The organism is Bradyrhizobium prioriisuperbiae, from assembly GCF_032397745.1.
GTDB classification, from domain to species: Bacteria; Pseudomonadota; Alphaproteobacteria; order Rhizobiales; family Xanthobacteraceae; genus Bradyrhizobium_A; species Bradyrhizobium_A prioriisuperbiae.
Genome location: NZ_CP135921.1, coordinates 2,597,816 through 2,615,274, shown reverse-complemented (window position 1 = coordinate 2,615,274; position 17,459 = coordinate 2,597,816). Strand labels below are relative to the sequence as shown.

Here is a 17,459-nt window from a genome sequence, read left to right as displayed (position 1 = left end):
AGACGTTAATCGCTCGCGGGCGGCAATTGCGGCTTTTTCTGGACAAAACTTCACAGTCCGCAGCGGCCCCCCGACGATTTACGATTGATTTACCCTTCGGCCCCGCAGGCTGCAGGTCACAGCAAATCGAGTTGCAGCAAGCCGTCCTTAAGGATAAAAATTTAAGGATCGGCGTAGGGCACCGGGTTCGGCTTAAGTTCGTCTGGGGTTTTGGGGACTTACCTGCATTGGGACCCGTGGTTCGGGACCCGCTTGGGGAGCTTCGTTTTGAATTCTCGCACGCCTGTTCGCGCGTTTCTCGCATCGGCTGCCGTCGCGGCGTCGTTGGCGCTTGCCGGATGCGATGGCGAGAGCCTGTCGACCAACGCCAAGGCCAACAAACCGATTCCTGAAAAGCTGGTCGGCGAGATGGACCAGAAGAACATGGACAAGGCATCGCCGATGCTGGTCCGTCTGTTCAAGCAGGAAGCCGAGCTCGAAGTCTGGAAGCAGGACCGCAACGGCCGTTACGCACTGCTGAAGACCTATCCGATCTGCCGCTGGTCCGGCGATCTCGGCCCCAAGATCAGGGAAGGCGACCGCCAGGCGCCGGAGGGCTTCTACACCATCACGCCGGCGCAGATGAATCCGCAGTCGGCATATTATCTCTCCTTCAACATGGGCTATCCGAACGCCTTCGATAAGGCGCTGGGCCGCACCGGCTCGCAGCTGATGGTGCATGGCGACTGCTCGTCGCGTGGCTGTTACGCCATGACCGACGAACAAATTTCGGAAATCTATTCGCTGGGCCGCGAATCCTTCTTCGGCGGCCAGCGCGCCTTCCAGGTGCAGGCTTATCCGTTCCGCATGACGGCGCAGAACATGGCCAAGCATCGCAACAATCCGAACATGCCGTTCTGGAAGATGATCAAGGAAGGCAACGATCACTTCGAGGTGACGCGCCAGGAGCCGAAGGTCGATTTCTGCGAGAAGCGCTACGTGTTCGACGCGCAAGCGCCCGTCGGTTCGAACAAGCCGCTCGCCTTCAATCCGGCCGGCGCATGCCCGGTCTACCAGATCCCGCCCGAGGTCGCCGACGCCGTGCGCGACAAGCAGCGCGAGGATGAGGTCAAGACGGCTGAGCTGATCACACGCGGCGCACCGGCGGCGAAGTCCAGCGCCGGTATCGATGGCGGCATGAACGTGGTGTTCGCTTCCAAGCTGCCGAACGGCCAGACCGGCCTGTCCGATACCAACAGCGCCAATTTCTCGGTCGCCTCCTACTCGGCCGCGCCCGGGACCATTCCGCCGCACGTCAATCCGCCGCGCGCACCCGAACCGCAGTTCGGCGAGAGCTTCCTCGGCGCACCGCCCAGCATGGCCCCGGTCGCGGAGCCGCGCGTGGCAGCCACCACCGACAGCGGCAACTCCGGCAACTTCTTCAGCAGCCTCGCCAAGAAGGTCGGCCTCGGTGGTTCGGACACCACCGCGACCGCCACACCAGCGCCGGCGCCGAAGGCCGCAACCAAGTCGCAGCCTGTGATCAGGCCGCCGATGGCAGTTGCTGCCAAGCCCGCCGCCAGGGATGTCCGGACTCCGGAGCCGAAACTCGCGGCCACACCGAACACCGCCGCAGCGCGCGCATCTGTCGCCAGCGCGCAGCCTTCGGCCAAGCCGACCCAATCGGCCCAGGCCGAGCAGACGTTGACGGGCGCTCAGCCGGCACTGCCGGCAAACTCCTTCGATAGCCGCTTCTCGTTCCGCTGACGCACTCTTCCTGATTTTCAATTGCCTGACGCAAAACGGCCGGTCACAAGACCGGCCGTTTTCATGCGTGGATCCATGTCAGGGCAGACTTGCCCCGACGACCGCTCAGGCGTAGCGGCCGTGGCAGTGCTTGTACTTCTTGCCCGAGCCGCAGGGGCAGTCCTCGTTGCGGCCGACCTTGCCCCAGGTGGCGGGGTTGTTCGGATCGCGGTGCTCGGTCGCGACCGGCACAAGCGAGGCGTTGGCGAACGCCATGGTGTCCTCGCCGGTGATGGGATCGGCGTGGTGCGCCTCCATCTGCGGCAGTTGCGGCTGCTGGTCTTCCGGCGGCACGATCTCCACCCGCATCAACTGCGCGGTGACCGCCTCACGCAGACGGTTGCCCATTTCCTCAAACAGGTTGAAGGCTTCGGTCTTGTATTCCTGCAGCGGATCGCGCTGGCCATAGCCGCGCAGGCCGATCACCTGGCGCAGATGGTCGAGCATCACCAGATGCTCGCGCCAAAGATGGTCGAGGGTCTGCAGCAGCAGCGACTTCTCGACATAACGCATTACCTCGGGGCCCCACTGCGCGGACTTCGCCGCCATGTGCTCGTCGGCGCGCTGCTCGGTGCGCGACAGCAGCTCCTCGTCGGCGATGCCCTCTTCCTTGGCCCATTCCTCGACCGGCAGGTCGAGATCGAGCACGCGCTTCAGCTCTTCCTTGAGACCGGCGACATCCCACTGCTCGGCATAGGCATGTTCCGGCACGTGCTTGGCCACCAGGTCCTCGATCAGCACATGGCGCATGTCGGCGACGCTTTCGGCGACGCTGTCTTCCTTCATGAAGTCGACGCGCTGCTCGAAGATCACCTTGCGCTGGTCGTTCTGCACATTGTCGAACTTGAGCAAATTCTTGCGGATGTCGAAGTTGCGGGCTTCGACCTTCTGCTGCGCCTTTTCCAGCGCCTTGTTGATCCAGGGATGGATGATTGCCTCGCCTTCCTTCAGGCCGAGACGGGTCAGCATGGTGTCGAGCCGATCCGATCCGAAGATGCGCATCAGATCGTCGTCCAGCGACAGGAAGAACTTCGAGCGGCCGGGGTCGCCCTGACGGCCGGAACGACCGCGCAGCTGGTTGTCGATGCGGCGTGACTCGTGGCGCTCGGAGCCGATGATGTAGAGCCCACCGGGCTTGGTGATGGTCTTGGCGGGCCGGCTGCCTTTCGCCGGCTCGATCTCGATGACTTCCTCGGCCTTGAGCACCATCTCGCGGAAGCGCTCGATGTCGGCCTTGATCTGGGTGACCTTTTCAGCCTTCTCGGCCTCGTCGGTCATGCCGAGGGTTTCCGCCCCCGCTCGCATTTCCAGCGAACCGCCGAGTTTGATGTCGGTGCCGCGGCCGGCCATGTTGGTCGCAATGGTGATCGCGCCGGGCACGCCGGCTTCGGCCACGATGTAGGCTTCCTGCTCGTGGAAGCGCGCATTCAGCACCGCGAACAGCTTCGCCGGCTTGCCCGCGCGGGCGGCGGCGTACAGCTTCTCCAGCGCCTTCGGATTGCCGAAGTCGATCAGCTTGTAACCGTTCTTCTTCAGGTATTCACCGAGCAGCTCGGATTTCTCGATCGACGCGGTGCCGACCAGCACCGGCTGCATGCGTGAATTGGCGCGCTCGATCTCGGCCAGGATCGCCGCGTGTTTTTCGTCGGCGGTGCGATAGACCTCGTCGTCCTCGTCGAGCCGCTTGATGGTGACGTTGGTCGGGATCTCGCGGACCTCGAGCTTGTAGATGTCGAAGAATTCGTCGGCTTCGGTGGCCGCGGTGCCGGTCATGCCGGCCAGCTTTTCGTACATCCGGAAGTAGTTCTGGAAGGTGATCGAAGCCAGCGTCTGGTTTTCCGGCTGGACCTGGACGTGCTCCTTGGCTTCCAGCGCCTGATGCAGGCCTTCGGAATAACGACGGCCCGGCATCATGCGGCCGGTGAACTCGTCGATGATGATCACTTCGTTGTCGCGGACGATATAGTCCTTGTCGCGAGTGAACAGCGAGTGGGCGCGCAGCGCCTGATTGATGTGATGCACGACGGAGACGTTCTCGACGTCGTACAGGGATTCGCCCTTGAGCTGCCCGGCATCGCGCAGCAGCGTCTCGATTTTCTCCATGCCGGCTTCGGTCAGCGTCACGGTGCGCTGCTTCTCGTCGACCTCGAAGTCGGTCGCCTTGTCGAGCTTGGGCAGGAAGGTATCGATGGTGTTGTAGAAGTCCGAACGATCGTCGAGCGGACCTGAAATGATCAACGGCGTGCGGGCTTCGTCGATCAGGATCGAGTCTACCTCGTCGACGATGGCAAAGAAGTGCCCGCGCTGGACCATGTCTTCCAGGCGGTACTTCATGTTGTCGCGCAGATAATCGAAGCCGTATTCGTTGTTGGTGCCGTAGGTGATGTCGCAGGCATAGGACAGCTTGCGCTGCTCGTCATCGAGGCCGTGCACGATGATGCCGGTGGTCAGGCCGAGGAAGCCGTAGATCTGGCCCATCCATTCGGCGTCGCGCTTGGCGAGGTAGTCGTTGACGGTGACGACATGAACGCCCTTGCTGGCGAGCGCGTTCAGATACACCGCCAGCGTCGCAACCAGCGTCTTGCCTTCGCCGGTCTTCATCTCGGCGATGTCGCCCTCGTGCAGTACCATGCCGCCGATCAGCTGCACGTCAAAATGCCGCTGGCCCAGGGTGCGCTTGGCCGCCTCGCGCACGGTGGCGAAAGCGGGAACCAGGAGGTCGTCGAGGGTCTTGCCCTCCTCGATCTGCTTGCGGAACTCGACGGTCCGCGCTTTGAGCGCCTCATCCGATAGCGCCGCGACCTCCGGCTCCAACGCATTGATGGCATCGACACGTGGCTGGTAGGCTTTGATCCGCCGGTCGTTGGCTGAGCCGAAAAACTTGCGGGCAATCGCGCCGATCATAGCAATTCCTGTGTGTTGCAGCCGGCCGGGTCAGCCGGTGAGATCAGGCCAAACGGCCCTGCAATTCTCTCGTGGGGAGGTGTGCCTTAGCCAGAAAACCCTTGTCCGGGCAATCCCTTGCGCAGACCCGAGCGCAAACCCATGCGCATGAGTGCAGCAAAGACTGTCCGAGGTTCACCGGCGGTGGCGCGACCATATACGCACCATGATCCAAAGACCATCTCAAGACCCTGGCCGGGGACAGATATGGGGGGCCAAATGCCTTGTCAACGGCGGCAAGCATTTCTGAAATTTCATGATTTTGTCGGGTTTTTGCGTTGCCAATATCACATGTTTGAGCGACTGTCCGCCGCCTTCCGATCGCCCGTCCGCGCGACTTTGACAGATAAGGATTTTCCATGACCGCTTCGTCCCGAACGATGACTGCTGTGCGCCTGGGGCTGTTCGCCGCGGCCGCGACAGTCTGTCTCTCCGTGGCGCTGGTGCCTGCCGTTCCGGCCCGTGCGCAGGACTCAAACCCGGTGATCGCCAAGGTCAACGGCAGCGATATCCGCGAAAGCGACGTCTCCATCGCCGAGGAAGAGCTCGCTCCGAGCCTGGCCCAGATGGATCCGGCGGCCAAGCGCGAGAACATCATCAATTTCCTGGTCGACCTGAAGATCGCGGCCAAGGCCGCGGAAGAGAAGAAGATCCAGGACCGCGAGGAATTCAAGAAGCGCATGGCGTTCGCCCGCGACCGGCTCTTGATGGACAATCTGCTGGCGGTGGAAGGCAAGGCTGCGACCACCGACGAGGCCATGAAGAAGGTCTATGACGACGCCTCCAAGCAGATCACCGCGGAGCAGGAAGTTCACGCCCGCCACATCCTGGTCGAGACCGAGGACGAGGCCAAGGCGGTGGTCGAAGAACTGAAGAAGGGCGCCGACTTCGCCGAGCTGGCAAAAAAGAAGTCGAAGGATCCCGGCGCCTCCGATGGCGGCGACCTCGGCTTCTTCACCAAGGAACAGATGGTGCCGGAATTCTCCACCGCCGCCTTCGCGCTGGAGCCCGGCAAGATCTCCGACCCGGTGAAGTCGCAGTTCGGCTGGCATGTCATCAAGGTCGAGGAAAAGCGCGCCCGCAAGGCGCCGGACTTCGAGCAGGTGAAGGGCCAGATCGAGACCTACGTCACCCGCAAGGCGCAGGCCGACTATGTCGCCAAGCTGCGTGAAAGCGCCAAGATCGAGCGCCTGGACAAGGCCGCAGACAATTCCGCCGCCAAGCCGGCTGAAGCCGCCAAGGACGCGCCCAAGCCCGACGCGGGCAAGATGGCGCCGGCGAAGAAATAAGCCGCCCACACGGCGAACCAATAAAAGGCCGGGCTCAACGCCCGGCCTTTTTATTTGTGAAACCGAGATGACGGCCGCCGCGAAGAAAAAACCACAACTCCCGCGACAACCGGCGGGATCGCGGGTAAATAACCGCATCTTTGTTCAAGCCGGAATGCCGCAAATGTCGACTGCCGTCTCCCCGCTCGCCCCGACCAACGTCCCCGAGATGCCGGAACTGGCCGGCGTTCGCCTTGCGACCGCGGCAGCGGGCATCCGCTACAAGGGACGCACCGACGTGCTGCTGGCGCTGCTCGATCCGGGCACCACGGTGGCGGGCGTTTTCACCACATCGAAGTGCCCCTCCGCGCCGGTGGAATGGTGCCGGGCCCGACTGAAGGGCAAGGGCGCGCGCGCGCTGGTGGTGAATTCCGGCAATGCCAACGCCTTCACCGGCAAGACCGGCCGGCAGTCCACCGCGCTGACCGCGGACATTGCGGCAAAAGCCATCGGCTGCAAGCCGGGCGAGATTTTCCTGGCCTCCACCGGCGTGATCGGCGAGCCGCTCGACGCCACCAAATTCAACGGCGTGCTGGATACGCTTGCGACAGACGCGGTGCCCGGCGGCTGGCTCGATGCCGCCAAGGCGATCATGACCACCGACACCTTCCCGAAGGTCGCGACCGCGAAAGTCAAACTCGGCAAGGCCACCGTGACCATCAACGGCATGGCCAAGGGCGCCGGCATGATCGCGCCGGATATGGCGACCATGCTGTCGTTCGTGTTTACCGATGCGCCGATCGCAGCCCCCGTGCTGCAGGCTCTGCTGAAGACCGGCGTTGTCAGCACTTTCAATGCCGTGACCATCGACGGCGACACTTCGACCTCCGACACGCTGCTGGCCTTCGCCACCGGCGCCGCCGCCGAACACGGCGCGCCGAAGATCAGCCGTGCTTCCGATCCGCGCCTCAAAGCGTTCGCCAAAGCCTTCCACACGGTGCTGGCCGACCTCGCCGAACAGGTGGCGCGCGACGGCGAAGGCGCCCGCAAGCTGGTGGAGATCATCGTCGAAGGCGCGACCTCGCCGAAATCAGCGCGAAAGATCGCCATGTCGATCGCCAACTCCCCGCTGGTGAAGACCGCGATCGCCGGTGAAGACGCCAATTGGGGCCGCGTGGTGATGGCGGTGGGCAAGGCCGGCGAGCCGGCGGATCGCGACAAGCTGTCGATCTCGTTCAACGGCATTCGCGTGGCTCATAAAGGCGCGCGCGATCCGTCCTACGACGAGACCCAGGTGTCGAACGCGATGAAAGCCGCCGAGATCCAGATCAAGGTTGCGCTTGGCCTCGGCAAAGGCCGCGACCGGGTGCTGACCTGCGACCTCACCAAGGAATATGTCGCCATCAATGGTGATTACCGCTCGTGAAGATCGTCCTTGTCGTCGCCTGCGCCCTGATCGATGCCGACAACCGCGTGCTGATCGCCCAGCGCCCGGAAGGCAAGTCGATGGCGGGCCTATGGGAATTCCCCGGCGGCAAGCTCGATCCCGGCGAGCGGCCGGAGCAGGCGCTGATTCGCGAACTGCATGAGGAGCTCGACATCACCGTGCGCGAGGCCTGCCTCGCGCCGCTGACGTTCGCGAGCCATGCCTATGACGACTTCCATCTCTTGATGCCGCTCTACATCTGCCGGCGCTGGGAAGGCACGATCACGCCGCGCGAAGGCCAGCAGGTCGCCTGGGTGCGCGCCAACAAGCTGCGCGACTACCCGATGCCGCCGGCGGATCTGCCGCTGATTCCGCATCTGACGGATTTGTTGTAGCGGCAAACACCGATTTATCGGACGGATGAGACATAGGATGGGTTGAGCGCAGCGAAACCCATCCTACGGGGCTGTCATCAAGCCTGCGGTTTGCCACCGTCGCCCCTCGACCACAGCTCGACCTGATCGAGAATCGCGACGAGCTTCTCGCCGCGTTGCGACAAGGCATAGACGACACCGCGCGGAAAGATCGCCAACTCGGATCGCCGGATCAGATCGCGGCGTTCCAGTCCACTTAGGCGCTCGGCCAGCACCTTCGGCGTGATTCCCGGCAACAGGGCCGCCAATTCGCCGTAACGCTTCGCTCCGCCGTTGAGATGCCACAGGATCAGGGCATTCCACCTGTGGCCCAGGAACGCCAGCCAGTCTTCAACCGGGCAATCGTGAGGACGCCGTGGCGTGGGTCGTTCGACCTCGATCCGGATTTCCGCAGGCTGCGCCATGGTTCGTTCCTTCCCGTTTGGATAGCCTTGAGTTGGCATGCTTTCTCCACCGCAGGAACGAGAGGAGACGGATCATGAAAGTCACAAACCCGCACACGATGAACGAGACGTTCGCCCAGGCCTTCAACAGCCGCAGCCTGGACAACGTACTCGCGCTTTACGAGCCCGGCGCGTTGCTGCGGGTTGGGCCGGGCGACAGGACGCTGACGGGAAGCAGCCTTGCCAACGAACTCGCTACCTTGTTGCAAGCCCCGGGCAAGATGGTGCTGAAGACCAATTTCTGCATCGCGCGGGGCGACCTCGCTTTGCTGCGCGCGGACTGGACGATCGTGACCGACGATGGAAGCATCATTGCATCCGGCAGTTCGGCGGAAGTGGTGCGACAGCAGCCGGACGGCTCATGGCGCTACATCATCGACCATGCGGTGGGCGCGAGCTTGCCGCGCGCTCTCTAACAACTATTTCGGCTTCAGCGCATCGGCCAGACTCACTTTCGCCGAGCCCGGCTTCAGCGGCTTCTGCTGGCTCTCGTGCGGCGCCCAGCCGGACAGCCAGACCACATCGAAGGTGGCGCGGATGCGGCCGTCGGGATCGGCGAAACGCTCGCTGTAGATCTGCGCCATCCGCAGCAGCGTAGCACGGCGCAGCGGGATGCGGCGGCGCTCGGTCAACACGTTGGTCGCGCCCATGCGCCGCAAGTCCTGCATCAGCGCGAACGCGTTGTCGTAACGCACCACGATGCGATCCACGTCCGTCACCGGCAGCGCGAAGCCCGCGCGCTGCAACAGCGCACCGAGATCGCGCAGGTCGGCGAATGGCGCCACCCGCGGCGACAATCCGCCATCGAGCTCCACTTCCGCCGCCGCAAACGCCTGCCGCAGTTCGGTGAGGGTGTCGCCGCCGATCACGGCGGCGAGAAACAATCCGTCCGGCCTCAGCGCGCGGCGGATCTGCGCCAGCACGCCCGGCAGGTCGTTGACGAATTGCAGCGCGAGCGCTGAGACCGCGAGATCGAGCGTCTCCGGCGCGAGCGCAAGCCGCTCATGCTCGGCACCAAGCAAATCGACATGCGAAGGGTTGCCGAAACGCTGGGACAGCGCGTCGATCAGCTCACCGCCCGGCGATCCAATGTCGGCGACGTCAGCGAACTCGCGCAGCACGGCGCCAAGACGCTCGAGCAAATCCTCGGTGACGCGGTCCAGCAGGAATGTCGCGGCGCTGAGCTGCGCGGCACGAGTCTGTCGTGCACGCAGCAGCGCGCGATCGAACAGGATCGGCGCGGTTTTGGTTTCATTTTTATCCTGCGACATCCGCAAGACATTCCTTCTGGCTCGTCAAACTCAGGCTCTAGCAGCTTTGAAACCGGCTCGCCGCAGCAAAATGTGCTGATGCTTGAGCAGCGTGGGCCGTCGCGATAGCATAAGTGATGGGCAGGATCATGGACGGCGAGACCGTTGCGCCGCTTTCGCTTGGCAGCCATGTGCGTGGCCTGATCGCGAGCGGCTATCGCGCGGCCGGATCGGCGCTCGGCTCCATCACCCGCCTTGCCCTCGACGTGGCGCTGCCGACACTCTGCGTCGCCTGCCGCGAGCCCGTGGCCGGCGAAGGCGTCTGCGCCACCTGCTGGGCGCAACTGTCGTTCATCGCACCGCCCTATTGCGCCCGCCTCGGCATTCCCTTTGTCTACGATCCGGGGCCGGGATTGCTGTCGATGCAGGCAATCGCCGCCCCTCCCGCCTATCAGCGGGCGCGTGCCGCGGTGCGCTATGATGACACCGCTAAAACCCTGGTGCACAGCCTCAAATATCAGGATCGCACGGATTTGGCGCCGGTGATGGGCCGCTGGATGGCGCGGGCCGGACAGGAGCTCTTGGGCGACGCCGATGTGCTGGTTCCAGTGCCGCTGCATTGGCGGCGGGGCTGGAGCCGGCGCTTCAACCAGTCCGGATTGCTGGCCAAATCGATCGAAAAAGAGACCCTTGTGCCCCTCGCCGGCGATGCGCTCCGGCGCGTCAAGCGCACCCAGCAGCAGGTCGGCCTGACCCGGTCGGAACGCGCGGAGAATGTGCAGGGCGCGTTCAAGGTCCCGCCCGAAAAACGGGCCTTGATCGCCGGCCGCCGTGTGGTGCTGGTCGACGACGTGCTGACCTCCGGCGCCACCGTCGACGCCTGCGCACGGGCGCTGCTGCGGGCCAAGGCCCGGCAGGTCGACGTGTTGGTGTTTGCGCGGGTTGTGGAGAGCTTCAAATCCCCCATATAATTGTCACAGCATACACATCGAGGCCATGATGACGTCTCTTCCCGTGACCGCCGCCGTCGAGATCTACACCACCCAGACCTGCGGCTATTGCCGCGCCGCCAAGGCCTTGCTGACGCGCAAGAACGTCGCCTTCAAGGAGATCGACGTATCGAGTGACCGCGAGCTGCGCCAGGCAATGGTGGCGCGCGCCCACGGCGGCACCACCGTTCCCCAGATCTTCATCAATGACGCGCATGTCGGCGGTTGCGACGATCTCTATGCGCTGGACCACGCGGGCAAGCTCGACCGGCTGCTCGCAGGCGAGGAGACGGTTTCGTGAGCGCAACAGCCGATCAGGACAAGCCTGCTCAGGAACCATCCCGCCCGTTCACCGCGGCGATGATCCAGATGCGCACGTCGCTGTCGCCGGAGGCGAGCTTCGACCAGGCGGCGACGCTGATCCGTCAGGCCAGGGACTCCGGTGCGGAATACGTGCAGACGCCCGAGATGACCAACCTGATGCAGAAGAACCGCGAAGCGCTGTTCGCCCTGCTGCAGGACGACGACAACGACAAGTCGCTCGCCGGCTATCGCGAGCTTGCGCGCGAGCTGAAGATTTTCGTGCATGTCGGCTCACTGGCGGTGAAGGCCTCGGCTGAACGCGCCGCCAATCGCTCGTTCCTGATCGATCCAGCCGGCGACATCGTCGCCCGCTATGACAAGATCCACATGTTCGATGTCGACCTCGGCAATGGCGAGACCTATCGGGAGTCCGCCAACTATCAACCGGGCGAGGTCGCGATCATTTCCGACCTGCCCTGGGGCCGGCTCGGCCTGACCATCTGCTATGACCTGCGTTTTCCCGCGCTCTATCGCGCGCTGGCGGAAACCGGCGCCTCGTTCATCAGCATTCCCTCTGCCTTCACCCAGAAGACCGGCGAAGCGCACTGGCACACCCTGATGCGCGCACGCGCCATCGAGACCGGCTGCTACATCTTTGCGGCGGCCCAAAGCGGCAAGCATGAAAACGGCCGCGAGACCTATGGCCATTCCCTGATCGTCGACCCGTGGGGCACGGTTCTGGCTGATGGCGGCACCGAGCCCGGCGTGGCGCTGGCGCAGATCGATCCGGCCAAGGTGGCCAGCGTGCGCAAGAGCGTTCCGTCGCTGCAGCATGGCCGTCGCTTCAGTGTTGCCGATCCCCATGGTGGACCGAACTACCTGCAGCTGGTGCGGAGCAAGGTATGATCCGCTACGCGCTCCGGTGCGAGAAGGGCCATGCTTTCGAAAGCTGGTTCCAGAGCTCTGCGGCCTATGAAAGCCAGCACAAGCGCAAGCTGGTGAGCTGCCCGACCTGCGACTCCACCAAAGTGGAAAAGGCGATCATGGCGCCGCGCCTGACCAAAAAGGGCAACGCCAAGGCGGCCGCCGTACCCGCACCTCAAGCTGTTGTCCCCGAAGCGATGGCGACCGAAGCCGCTGCAACTGAAGTGGTTCCGCTGATCTCGACGCAGGAGCGTGAACTGCGCGCCAAGCTCAGGGAATTGCGCGACCACATCGTCAGCAAGGCCGACAATGTCGGCGAGAGCTTCCCGACCGAAGCCCGCAAGATGCATTATGGCGATATCGAGCATCGGCCGATCTACGGCGAAGCTTCGCTCGAGGAAGCGCGCGACCTGATCGACGAAGGCATCGATGTCGCGCCGCTGCCGAACCTGCCGGACGACCGCAACTGACGCTCTCCTGGCAAATCTGGGCGCTGCTGTCGGCATCATTCGCGGCCCTGACGGCAATCTTCGCCAAGGTCGGCGTCGAAAACATCAATCCGGACCTGGCCACGTTCATCCGCACCATCATTGTGCTGATCAGCTTCGCCTTGATCCTGCTCGCGACCGGACAATTCCGCGCACCGGGCGAGATTTCGACCAAGACCTGGACCTTCCTGGTGCTGTCGGGCCTCGCCACCGGCGCCTCATGGCTGTGTTATTTTCGCGCCCTGAAGCTCGGACCGGCGACACTGGTGGCGCCGATCGACAAGCTGAGCGTCGTGCTGGTCGCCCTGTTCGCCTTCGTGTTTCTCGGCGAGCGGCCGTCGGCGACGGGATGGGCCGGCATTGCGCTGATTTCGGCTGGCGCTGTGTTGCTGGTGTTGAAGCGCTAAACACCAGCGCTGAATCTGTAGCCCGGATGAGCGAAGCGACATCCGGGATGATCTTGGCGCGGCTGTCCCGGATATCGCTTCGCTCATCCGGGCTACGGCGCTAAATCCTACCACTCAGGTCGCCACCAGCAGCGCAACACCAATCACAATCAACACAATCCCGACAAACTCCCGCAGCGACAGCGGCTGCTTGAACGAATAATACGCCACGCCCTGCGCCAGCAGCACTTCGACCAGCGCCAGCGTGCGCACATTGGCGACGGCGGTGAGCGCGAACGCCAGATACCAGAACTGCGAGGCGAACGCGCCCATGAAGCCGGCGAACAGCGACGGCTTCCAGAGCCGCATGATCGCCCGCAACACCTCCCGGTCGCGCGCGATCAGGTAGCTGGTCAGCAGCACGGTCTGCAGCAGCAGCCCGCACACCAGGGTGAACGAGGCCGAAGTCACGAACGAGACGCCGTGAACGTTGAGGATCGCGCCGCGAAAGCCGACCGCCGACAAGGCGAAGGCCGCCGCCGCCGCCGCCGCCGCCGCGAGCCCGAGCAGCGTCGGCCTGAGATCGGCAAAACTTTTGGAGCCGCCAGGGCGCAGCGCCGTGACGATGACACCGAACGTCGCAATGACGATCGCAACCACCTTCACGATGGTCAGGTGATCGCCGAGAAACGCGAAGCCGAACGCTGCAGCCTGTATAGGTTCGGTCTTGATATAGGCCGTGGTCACGACGAAGGACCGCTCGGTCATCGCCGCCAACATCAGCGCCGTGCCCGCAATCTGCATCAGCGCGCCGAGCACCAGCCATGGCCAGAACGCCTGTGACAGCGAGGGCCACGCATCCCCCGTGACAAACAGGACACCTGCCAGGAACAGCAGCGAAAACGGAAATCCGAACAGAAACCGGATGTGGGTGGCGCCGACGGTGCCGAGCGGGCCGGTCAGGCCACGCTGCATGGCGTTGCGCGCCACCTGGCCCGCCGCGCCGATCAAAGTGAAGGGACTCCAGAGCCAGGCGAGTTCGATCATGACAAAGCCTGGCTGAGCACGACGAAACGCCACCTACCCGGCGGTTTCCGCAACCACCATGTAATTAACGTCCATATCCCCGGACAACGTCCATTTGTCCGCGAACGGACTGTAGACCACGCCGGACTGCTCGGTGATGCCGAGGCGATTGCGCTCCAGATGCAGCGCGAGTTCGTCCGGGGTGACGAACTTGTTCCACTCATGGGTGCCGCGCGGCAGCCAGCGCAGCACGTATTCGGCGCCGACGATCGCCAGCGCAAAACTCTTCCAGTTGCGGTTCAGGGTCGAGACCACCATCATGCCGGACGGCTTCATCAGCGCGGCGCAGCGGTCGAGGAAGGCGCCCACGTCAGTGACATGCTCGATCACTTCCATCGCCAGCACCACGTCGAAACGCTCGCGCGGATCGATCTCCTCCACGGTCGTGCAGCGGTAGTCGACCAGCAGGTGCGACTTGGCGGCATGCAGCTTGGCGGTGGCGATGTTGGTTTCCGAGGGATCGATGCCGATGACCTGGGCGCCGAGCCGGGTGAACGGCTCGCACAACAGGCCGGCGCCACAGCCGATGTCCAGAATGCGCAGCCCGGACAGGCAGCTCAGGCTGCGCACACTGCGCTCGAACTTGCGGCAAGCGGCGTCGCGGATGTAGCCGAGCCGCAGCGGATTGATCTTGTGCAGCGGCGCCATCTTGCCCTTCGGATCCCACCATTCGTCGGACAGGCGCGAAAACTTCGCGACTTCCGCGGGATCCACGGTCGAGGCAGGAGACGAAATCGGGTTGCTGGCGGCCATTGCTCGGTGTGACAGGTTTTCGGGGTCGCGGACAGTTCTTATTGTTTGATTGCTTGGCTCTAACGACTCACGCGCCGTCGCTAGCGCGCGGTGATATGATTACGGAATTGCAGCGGCGACGCAATCATCTCGATGGTTTTCCGGCCCTCGCCCACCCCGAAGATGGTCACGTTGCCGTAGCCGAAAATGCGGCCCAGGATGCTCTGATCGACATCCACGCTTTCCACCTTGTCGAGGTTCATCTCGAAGGTATTGCGCTGGATGAAGCCCTCCTTGTGGACAACTCGCAGCGAAGTGACGTCGGTCTCGGTGATCCAGCGCTGAAACCAGGCCTTCACGGTCCAGTAGACCGCGCCGATGGCGGCAAGCCCTGCGAGACTGAGCCAAGCCATGTTACCACCGTCGGTCTGGGCCCGGCGCTCCATCACGAAACAGCCCAGCGCCACAATCCAGGCGATCACTGCCGGGAGATAGATGATCCCGTGCAAGGTCGTGGAATACAGGACTTTTTCCCCGGGCTGCAGGATCTGCTCGATATAGCGGGCCATGTCTGCCTGTCCTGTCGGTCCCGGACGCCGGGCACCCCCCTGCGACAACAAATCCGGCGCCGCCCAAAGGCGCCGGACACGGTGACTTGCCCCAAATCCCGGCTTTCTGTATACGCGCCTTTTGGCTTGCGCACTTCATTTTTGCGCGGCTGTTCAACTTGTTAACCCGTGAAGGACGACGCCACTCGCATGGGCCGGCTTGTCATGAAATTCGGCGGCACGTCGGTCGCCAACATCGAACGTATCCGCAATGTCGCACGCCATGTGAAGCGTGAGGTCGACGCCGGCCATGAGGTCGCTGTGGTGGTCTCCGCCATGTCGGGCAAGACCAACGAGTTGGTGGCCTGGGCGACCGACGCCTCGGCCCTGCACGACGCGCGGGAGTACGATGCCATCGTCGCCTCCGGCGAGCAGGTGACGTCGGGCCTGCTGGCGATCGCGCTGCAGGCGCTCGGCATCCAGGCGCGCTCCTGGCAGGGCTGGCAGATCCCCATCATCACCAGCGACGCGCATGCCTCCGCCCGCATTCTCGGCATCGACGGCACCGAGCTGATCACCCGCTTCAAGGAACGCAAGGAAGTGGCCGTCATCGCCGGCTTCCAGGGCATCCATGAGCAGACCGGCCGCATCACCACGCTCGGCCGCGGCGGCTCGGACACCTCTGCTGTGGCCATTGCGGCCGCGATCCATGCCGACCGCTGCGACATCTACACCGACGTCGACGGCGTCTACACCACCGACCCGCGGGTGGTGCCGAAGGCGAGACGGCTCGACAAGGTGGCGTTCGAGGAAATGCTGGAGCTCGCCTCGCAAGGCGCCAAGGTGCTGCAGGTGCGCTCCGTCGAGCTCGGCATGGTGCACAATGTGCGCGTGTTCGTGCGCTCCAGTTTCGATAAACCCGAAGACATTGACCCGTACGCCAACCAGCCGCCGGGCACGCTGATTTGCAGCGAGGAGGAGATCGTGGAAAGCCAAGTCGTCACCGGCATCGCCTTTTCGAAGGACGAAGCTCAAATCTCCGTGCGCCATATCGAGGACAAGCCGGGCGTCGCCGCCGCGATCTTCGGGCCGCTGGCGGACGCCAGCATCAACGTCGACATGATCGTGCAGAACGTCTCCGAGGACGGCAAGACCACCGACCTCACCTTCACGGTGCCGGCAGCGGATTACGGCCGTGCCAAGGACACCATTGCCAAGGCCAAGGACAAGATCGGCTACAAGTCGGTGGACAGCGCCACCGACGTCGCCAAGGTGTCGGTGATCGGCATCGGCATGCGCAGCCATGCCGGCGTCGCGGCGCAAGCCTTCAAGGCGCTGTCGGAGCGCAACATCAACATCCGCGCCATCACCACCTCGGAAATCAAGTTCTCGCTCTTGATCGACGCGGCCTATACCGAGCTCGCGGTGCGCACCCTGCACACGCTGTACGGCCTGGACCAGGCATAGGATCTTCTTCTGCCTCCGATGTTCGACGAGTACCTCGCGCGATGGGACCTGACGCCGGACGGCGATCCCATCGTGACCTGGGGTGCCCGTCTGCTGCCGGTGCGCCGGCAGGGCGAGGCAGCGATGCTGAAGATCGCCATCAACAGCGAGGAGAAGTTCGGCGGCCTGCTGATGACATGGTGGAATGGCGAGGGCGCCGCTCGCGTGCTGGCGGCGTCCGACGAGGCGATTCTGCTGGAGCGCGCACTAGGTCAGCGGTCCCTCTCCGACTATGCCCGCAACGGACGCGACGATGAGGCCACCGCGATCCTGTGCGACGTCGTGGCGAAACTGCATGCGCCGCGGCCACAACAGCCGCCCGAGCTGATCCCGCTCAAGGCGTGGTTCAAGGATCTGGCACCGGCGGCATCGGCCCATGGTGGCGTGCTCGCGCGCTGCCTTGCCGAAGCCGACAGGCTGCTGGCCGACCCGCGGGAGATCACCGTGCTGCATGGCGACATCCACCACGACAATGTGCTGGATTTCGGCGAGCGCGGCTGGTTCGCCATCGATCCGAAACGGCTGATCGGCGAGCGCGGTTTCGACTACGCCAACATCTTCAGCAATCCGGACCTGAGCGATCCCTCGCGCCCGGTCGCCACCCTGCCCGGCTGTTTCCAGCGCCGGCTGGAGATCGTCACGGCCCGATCGGGCCTTGAGCGCCGGCGCCTGCTGCAATGGATCATCGCCTGGAGCGGCCTGTCGGCCGCCTGGTTCCTCGAAGACGGCAATGACCCAGACATCGATTTCCACGTTGCCGAGCAGGCAATCGCTGAATTCGATCGGTAATTAGACACCGATTACACCAAAAGCAGACCCGACGGCGGCTCAATCCAGACGGGCGCATCCCGAGACCCGGCTGGATTGAAAAACACCGGTGCACAGCTCCCACGGACAGCCCCTCGTGGCAGGCGTTTTGCTTGGCAAAACAAACACAATTTCGCTATA

At 63.8% G+C, this 17,459-nt stretch carries 18 protein-coding genes; 12 read left to right on the top strand and 6 right to left on the bottom strand.

The genetic code is table 11. From position 1 onward, the window contains the following. The first annotated feature begins 267 nt into the window (after positions 1 to 267). On the top strand, positions 268 to 1,746 hold the full coding sequence (locus RS897_RS12330; RefSeq protein WP_315836823.1) for a L,D-transpeptidase family protein: 1,479 nt from the start codon (positions 268 to 270) through the stop codon (positions 1,744 to 1,746). Positions 1,747 to 1,851: 105 nt separating this feature from the next. Here RS897_RS12330 and secA read toward each other — a convergent pair whose 3' ends face one another. Beyond that, positions 1,852 to 4,689 carry a preprotein translocase subunit SecA gene (gene secA / locus RS897_RS12325; protein ID WP_315836822.1) on the bottom strand — a complete coding sequence of 946 codons (2,838 nt, stop codon included), beginning with the start codon at positions 4,687 to 4,689 and terminating at the stop codon, positions 1,852 to 1,854. Between the two features lie 398 nt (positions 4,690 to 5,087). On the opposite strand from secA, the gene RS897_RS12320 reads away from it, so the two are divergent. The 3 genes from RS897_RS12320 (at position 5,088) to mutT (ending at position 7,817) form a co-directional block, all read left to right on the top strand. Then, positions 5,088 to 6,017, top strand: coding sequence for a peptidylprolyl isomerase (locus RS897_RS12320; RefSeq protein ID WP_315836821.1), 930 nt, complete (start codon positions 5,088 to 5,090; stop codon positions 6,015 to 6,017). Positions 6,018 to 6,180: 163 nt separating this feature from the next. After that, positions 6,181 to 7,422: a bifunctional glutamate N-acetyltransferase/amino-acid acetyltransferase ArgJ gene (gene argJ / locus RS897_RS12315; RefSeq protein WP_315836820.1), complete on the top strand. Its 1,242-nt coding sequence runs from the start codon at positions 6,181 to 6,183 to the stop codon at positions 7,420 to 7,422. Next, entirely contained in the window at positions 7,419 to 7,817 is a 399-nt protein-coding gene (gene mutT, locus RS897_RS12310; RefSeq protein ID WP_315836819.1) for an 8-oxo-dGTP diphosphatase MutT, read from the top strand. Before argJ ends, mutT begins: the two co-directional genes overlap by 4 nt. Positions 7,818 to 7,894: 77 nt before the next feature. Here the strand turns inward: mutT and RS897_RS12305 are convergent, their stop codons facing one another. After that, the gene (locus RS897_RS12305) at positions 7,895 to 8,260 is read right to left on the bottom strand and encodes a winged helix-turn-helix transcriptional regulator (protein WP_315836818.1); all 366 of its coding nucleotides are present in this window, start codon (positions 8,258 to 8,260) and stop codon (positions 7,895 to 7,897) included. A gap of 74 nt (positions 8,261 to 8,334) precedes the next feature. On the opposite strand from RS897_RS12305, the gene RS897_RS12300 reads away from it, so the two are divergent. After that, the gene (locus RS897_RS12300) at positions 8,335 to 8,715 is read left to right on the top strand and encodes a YybH family protein (protein ID WP_315836817.1); all 381 of its coding nucleotides are present in this window, start codon (positions 8,335 to 8,337) and stop codon (positions 8,713 to 8,715) included. Positions 8,716 to 8,718: 3 nt separating this feature from the next. On the opposite strand, the gene RS897_RS12295 is transcribed toward RS897_RS12300, so the two are convergent. Continuing rightward, positions 8,719 to 9,570 (bottom strand): methyltransferase domain-containing protein, encoded by an 852-nt coding sequence (locus RS897_RS12295; protein ID WP_315836816.1) that lies wholly within the window; start codon positions 9,568 to 9,570, stop codon positions 8,719 to 8,721. 128 nt (positions 9,571 to 9,698) lie between these two features. On the opposite strand from RS897_RS12295, the gene RS897_RS12290 reads away from it, so the two are divergent. From RS897_RS12290 to RS897_RS12270, 5 genes are read left to right on the top strand one after another with little or no spacing between them, the layout of a single operon-like run. Further along, the gene (locus tag RS897_RS12290) at positions 9,699 to 10,520 is read left to right on the top strand and encodes a ComF family protein (RefSeq protein ID WP_315836815.1); all 822 of its coding nucleotides are present in this window, start codon (positions 9,699 to 9,701) and stop codon (positions 10,518 to 10,520) included. 43 nt (positions 10,521 to 10,563) lie between these two features. Further along, the gene (gene grxC / locus RS897_RS12285) at positions 10,564 to 10,839 is read left to right on the top strand and encodes a glutaredoxin 3 (protein ID WP_315838616.1); all 276 of its coding nucleotides are present in this window, start codon (positions 10,564 to 10,566) and stop codon (positions 10,837 to 10,839) included. A 59-nt stretch (positions 10,840 to 10,898) separates the two neighbouring features. Then, on the top strand, positions 10,899 to 11,747 hold the full coding sequence (locus RS897_RS12280) for a carbon-nitrogen hydrolase family protein (protein WP_315838615.1): 849 nt from the start codon (positions 10,899 to 10,901) through the stop codon (positions 11,745 to 11,747). Continuing rightward, positions 11,744 to 12,235 carry a DUF1178 family protein gene (locus RS897_RS12275; protein WP_315836814.1) on the top strand — a complete coding sequence of 164 codons (492 nt, stop codon included), beginning with the start codon at positions 11,744 to 11,746 and terminating at the stop codon, positions 12,233 to 12,235. The genes RS897_RS12280 and RS897_RS12275 overlap by 4 nt, the downstream gene beginning before the upstream one ends. Next, positions 12,232 to 12,660, top strand: coding sequence for an EamA family transporter (locus RS897_RS12270; RefSeq protein ID WP_315838614.1), 429 nt, complete (start codon positions 12,232 to 12,234; stop codon positions 12,658 to 12,660). The genes RS897_RS12275 and RS897_RS12270 overlap by 4 nt, the downstream gene beginning before the upstream one ends. Positions 12,661 to 12,774: 114 nt before the next feature. Here the strand turns inward: RS897_RS12270 and RS897_RS12265 are convergent, their stop codons facing one another. From RS897_RS12265 to RS897_RS12255, 3 genes are all read right to left on the bottom strand, one after another. After that, positions 12,775 to 13,686, bottom strand: a complete 912-nt coding sequence (locus tag RS897_RS12265; RefSeq protein WP_315836813.1) for an EamA family transporter — start codon at positions 13,684 to 13,686, stop codon at positions 12,775 to 12,777. 33 nt (positions 13,687 to 13,719) lie between these two features. Further along, positions 13,720 to 14,478: a bifunctional 2-polyprenyl-6-hydroxyphenol methylase/3-demethylubiquinol 3-O-methyltransferase UbiG gene (ubiG, locus tag RS897_RS12260; protein WP_315836812.1), complete on the bottom strand. Its 759-nt coding sequence runs from the start codon at positions 14,476 to 14,478 to the stop codon at positions 13,720 to 13,722. 80 nt (positions 14,479 to 14,558) lie between these two features. Further along, positions 14,559 to 15,026, bottom strand: a complete 468-nt coding sequence (locus tag RS897_RS12255) for a PH domain-containing protein (protein WP_315836811.1) — start codon at positions 15,024 to 15,026, stop codon at positions 14,559 to 14,561. Positions 15,027 to 15,215: 189 nt separating this feature from the next. On the opposite strand from RS897_RS12255, the gene RS897_RS12250 reads away from it, so the two are divergent. Both RS897_RS12250 and RS897_RS12245 read left to right on the top strand, forming a co-directional pair. Then, a complete protein-coding gene (locus RS897_RS12250) occupies positions 15,216 to 16,472 on the top strand; it encodes an aspartate kinase (RefSeq protein ID WP_315836810.1) in 1,257 nt (418 codons plus the stop codon). A gap of 18 nt (positions 16,473 to 16,490) precedes the next feature. Further along, positions 16,491 to 17,300, top strand: a complete 810-nt coding sequence (locus tag RS897_RS12245) for an aminoglycoside phosphotransferase family protein (RefSeq protein ID WP_315836809.1) — start codon at positions 16,491 to 16,493, stop codon at positions 17,298 to 17,300. Positions 17,301 to 17,459 lie beyond the last annotated feature (159 nt).

What these genes read in the sequence shown, in the direction of transcription:
- RS897_RS12300 (WP_315836817.1), top strand. Translation starts at nt 8,335, where the DNA reads ATGAAAGTCACAAACCCGCACACGATGAACGAGACGTTCGCCCAGGCC.
- RS897_RS12250 (WP_315836810.1), top strand. Translation starts at nt 15,216, where the DNA reads ATGGGCCGGCTTGTCATGAAATTCGGCGGCACGTCGGTCGCCAACATC.
- RS897_RS12265 (WP_315836813.1), bottom strand. Translation starts at nt 13,686, where the DNA reads ATGATCGAACTCGCCTGGCTCTGGAGTCCCTTCACTTTGATCGGCGCG.
- RS897_RS12295 (WP_315836816.1), bottom strand. Translation starts at nt 9,570, where the DNA reads ATGTCGCAGGATAAAAATGAAACCAAAACCGCGCCGATCCTGTTCGAT.
- argJ (WP_315836820.1), top strand. Translation starts at nt 6,181, where the DNA reads ATGTCGACTGCCGTCTCCCCGCTCGCCCCGACCAACGTCCCCGAGATG.
- RS897_RS12320 (WP_315836821.1), top strand. Translation starts at nt 5,088, where the DNA reads ATGACCGCTTCGTCCCGAACGATGACTGCTGTGCGCCTGGGGCTGTTC.
- RS897_RS12255 (WP_315836811.1), bottom strand. Translation starts at nt 15,026, where the DNA reads ATGGCCCGCTATATCGAGCAGATCCTGCAGCCCGGGGAAAAAGTCCTG.
- ubiG (WP_315836812.1), bottom strand. Translation starts at nt 14,478, where the DNA reads ATGGCCGCCAGCAACCCGATTTCGTCTCCTGCCTCGACCGTGGATCCC.
- secA (WP_315836822.1), bottom strand. Translation starts at nt 4,689, where the DNA reads ATGATCGGCGCGATTGCCCGCAAGTTTTTCGGCTCAGCCAACGACCGG.
- RS897_RS12290 (WP_315836815.1), top strand. Translation starts at nt 9,699, where the DNA reads ATGGACGGCGAGACCGTTGCGCCGCTTTCGCTTGGCAGCCATGTGCGT.
- RS897_RS12280 (WP_315838615.1), top strand. Translation starts at nt 10,899, where the DNA reads ATGATCCAGATGCGCACGTCGCTGTCGCCGGAGGCGAGCTTCGACCAG.
- RS897_RS12275 (WP_315836814.1), top strand. Translation starts at nt 11,744, where the DNA reads ATGATCCGCTACGCGCTCCGGTGCGAGAAGGGCCATGCTTTCGAAAGC.
- RS897_RS12245 (WP_315836809.1), top strand. Translation starts at nt 16,491, where the DNA reads ATGTTCGACGAGTACCTCGCGCGATGGGACCTGACGCCGGACGGCGAT.
- RS897_RS12305 (WP_315836818.1), bottom strand. Translation starts at nt 8,260, where the DNA reads ATGGCGCAGCCTGCGGAAATCCGGATCGAGGTCGAACGACCCACGCCA.